This is a genomic window from Flavobacterium limnosediminis JC2902 (assembly GCF_000498535.1).
In the GTDB taxonomy this organism is placed as follows: Bacteria; Bacteroidota; Bacteroidia; order Flavobacteriales; family Flavobacteriaceae; genus Flavobacterium; species Flavobacterium limnosediminis.
The window spans coordinates 1-2,876 of record NZ_AVGG01000044.1; the positions used below are offsets into that span (position 1 = coordinate 1).

Below are 2,876 nucleotides of genomic sequence, written 5' to 3' on the forward strand. Positions count from 1 at the left end.
CGCTAGATACTTGAATCCACCCTATGAGTAAAAAAAACTACATCTGGATTATTGTAATGGGATTTATATCGTTTTCTTTTATTAATATTAAAGGAAATGATAAGATTTCGTTGGAAAAAAGTTGGGTTTTAGAAAGCCGCATAAATGATATATCAACCTATAAATCAAATAAAACATTACCAAAAAATTGCGAAGGTTTTGAATTTTCAAAAAATGGAACTTATTTGGAAATTAGCGATTATGCAACTAGAGCAAAAGAACATAACTACGAAATTTCAAACGGTACTTGGGAAAGAAAATCTGATTCGATTCTTATTTTAAGAACTGAGTATTTTTTGCAGAGATATCAAATTATAAAACTTACAAAGAATCAACTTATACTTAAAAGGTCAAACTTTAAACCGAAGAAAACCGTGTTATAACAGCGGTTTTGAGCAAGTGGGGCTTTAGGGCAAAATTTAAAGTTGGTTTTGTATTTGTAAACTAAATCTTTAATTTATACTTTTGGGAAAACAATCCCCCACCTTCTCAAAGCCGGCGGGACGTTAGCGGTAAGCTTCGAAAAACTGAACGAAACAAGAACTAGAATATTCGAATGACAAAAACTGAAATCAATATTTGGGAAGAATTTGCAATCGCAACAGGTGGTAAATTTGTTGAAAGAGAAGAAAACTGGCTTTCAGACAAAACTGAAATTGATTATAATGGTTGGAAAATAATTTTCGATAATTATACATTGTGCTCAGATAAATTTCAACGAGAAATGACTCGAGTAATTGCTCCAATTATTTCAATAGATAAATTTAGATTTGAAATTTATCGAAATGGTTTAATTCGATCTATTGAAAAAATATTTGGAGCTCAAGATATAGAAATTAGTCGCCCAGAATTTGACAAAGCTTTTATTATCAAAGCAAATAATGAATTTAAGATTAAAAGTTTACTCCAAAATCAAAAAATACGAAACTTGATAGAAACGCAAAAAGAAGTTAATCTCGAACTATCAAATCAAAAAGGAGTTTGGGAAAGTAAACTTCCTGGAAAAGAACTTGAATTGCAATTTTATGTTGATGGAGCAATTCAAGATATAAACCATTTAAAATTATTACTCAATCTATTCCAAGAGTTGCTTGATAATCTTTATCAAATAAAATCAATAGAGAGTTTAAAAGCCTACCGCTAACAAGGGTTTTATGCAAGTGGGGTTTTAGGGTTTATCGGTGGTGGTCAGTGTTTGCATTTTCTTCTTCGAAGTGAGGCTTTCTCTTTCAAACTTTTCGGTATATTTGCTAACATCAGTAATAAAAATCCCCACCGGCATAAAGCCCCGGGACGTTAGCTGAAATTATAAAAAAACGAAACATGATAAATCTTGTGAAAATCTCAATTATCGGAATATTTATTATTTTTTGCTTTTTTTCTTGTTCAATTCATCAAAAAAAAAGTTACGCAAATTCATGCGTAATTGATGTCATAAATGACGAATTTATTTTCACAAAGCAAGATTCTATTAAGCTTGATAAAATTTATGCTAGTAACAAAAAATTTGCCGATAGCTGCGAAAAATATAATTTGAATTGCATATTTGATCCTATTATGATTGAAGCTAATTTTAAAGGAGGAATTCATAAATTCTACAAAGTATTTTCTGATAATTTTGAAATACCAAAAAAAACAATTCATGGTACAAAATCTACGGCATTTTTAACCATTGGCCGAAATGGTGAAATTAAATCGTTTAAAATTTTAGATACAAAAAAAAACAAATTACATAACGAAATTTCAAGAGTATTAAGGTTAGAAGAACTAAATAATTGGAAACCTGCATATATTGTAGGAGATCCATGCGAATATAGTTTTGAGATTAAATTTATATTTATTGAAAAATAACTTCAGCTAACAGTGGTTTTATGAAATTGGGGCTTTAGGGATTAATGGGACGAACTTTTTGTATATTTGACTTCAGTCCGAATGGAAAGGTTTGGGGATATATAAACCCCAACTTCATAAAGCCACGGGACGTTAACTGTAATGCTAAAAAACTGAATCTATAACCAAGACTATTTCAATTTCTCAATCAAATTAATACACATTACTTTATTCAGTTTTTCCCACAAAAAAATCTCCTACAATAAGGATGTATTAACTCAATTAGCAATAACCAAAATTGAAAACAACACAATAAAAGATAATTAATTCTTAACTAACTATCTTTGGACCATAAAGATTAACAACAAACAAAGAAGTATTTATGAAAACCTTTTTTGAATATTTTTATTATAAATTTTCTAAGCTAGATAATTTTAATCATCAATATGCGATACATGTTCTAACAACAACTCAATATACTCTTTTCCTCAACATGATTTTATTGTTTATAGTAGAACCATTAGGACTTGTAGGCAAACCAAGTAATCCCGTAATCGTGACTTTTTTATTGCTTTATTTCGCTTTAGATTATTATAATAGTAAGCTTTACAAGGGAAGATTTGAAGAGTTTAAGGAAAAATGGGGTATTGAAGATAAAAAAAATAGAAAAGTTGGAAATCGTAAAATTATCCTTTTTATAATTTTTTCCTGGGGATTTATTTTCATCAATGGTTGGATTTATAACAGATACCAATAATCTTCCAGAATAGTAAATAATTTTCACATTCCTTACAAGTTGCAAAAAACTACCTCTTAATGATTCATGTAAAAATAATTATCCAATAATTCCAAAAGCACTACAGTTAACAGCGGTTTTCTGCAATGGCGGGTTTAGGGATTTTTATGGATGGTTAGTGATTGCATTTCTTCTTTAAAATGGAGTTTTTTTTTTCAACCTTTTCGGTATATTTGTAAACGTCAGTAATAAAAAACCGCCACTGCAGAAA

Annotated in this window: 4 protein-coding genes; all 4 read left to right on the top strand. The window is 29.2% G+C overall.

Annotated elements, in window-relative coordinates:
• Positions 1–23: 23 nt before the first annotated feature.
• The 4 genes from FLJC2902T_RS15470 to FLJC2902T_RS15485 all read left to right on the top strand — a co-directional run bounded on the left by FLJC2902T_RS15470 (position 24) and on the right by FLJC2902T_RS15485 (position 2,626).
• Positions 24–422 (top strand): hypothetical protein, encoded by a 399-nt coding sequence (locus FLJC2902T_RS15470; protein ID WP_023580745.1) that lies wholly within the window; start codon positions 24–26, stop codon positions 420–422.
• A 173-nt stretch (positions 423–595) separates the two neighbouring features.
• A complete protein-coding gene (locus FLJC2902T_RS15475; RefSeq protein ID WP_023580746.1) occupies positions 596–1,183 on the top strand; it encodes a hypothetical protein in 588 nt (195 codons plus the stop codon).
• 179 nt (positions 1,184–1,362) lie between these two features.
• Positions 1,363–1,890 carry a hypothetical protein gene (locus FLJC2902T_RS15480; RefSeq protein WP_023580748.1) on the top strand — a complete coding sequence of 176 codons (528 nt, stop codon included), beginning with the start codon at positions 1,363–1,365 and terminating at the stop codon, positions 1,888–1,890.
• A 361-nt stretch (positions 1,891–2,251) separates the two neighbouring features.
• On the top strand, positions 2,252–2,626 hold the full coding sequence (locus FLJC2902T_RS15485) for a hypothetical protein (RefSeq protein ID WP_035679273.1): 375 nt from the start codon (positions 2,252–2,254) through the stop codon (positions 2,624–2,626).
• Positions 2,627–2,876 lie beyond the last annotated feature (250 nt).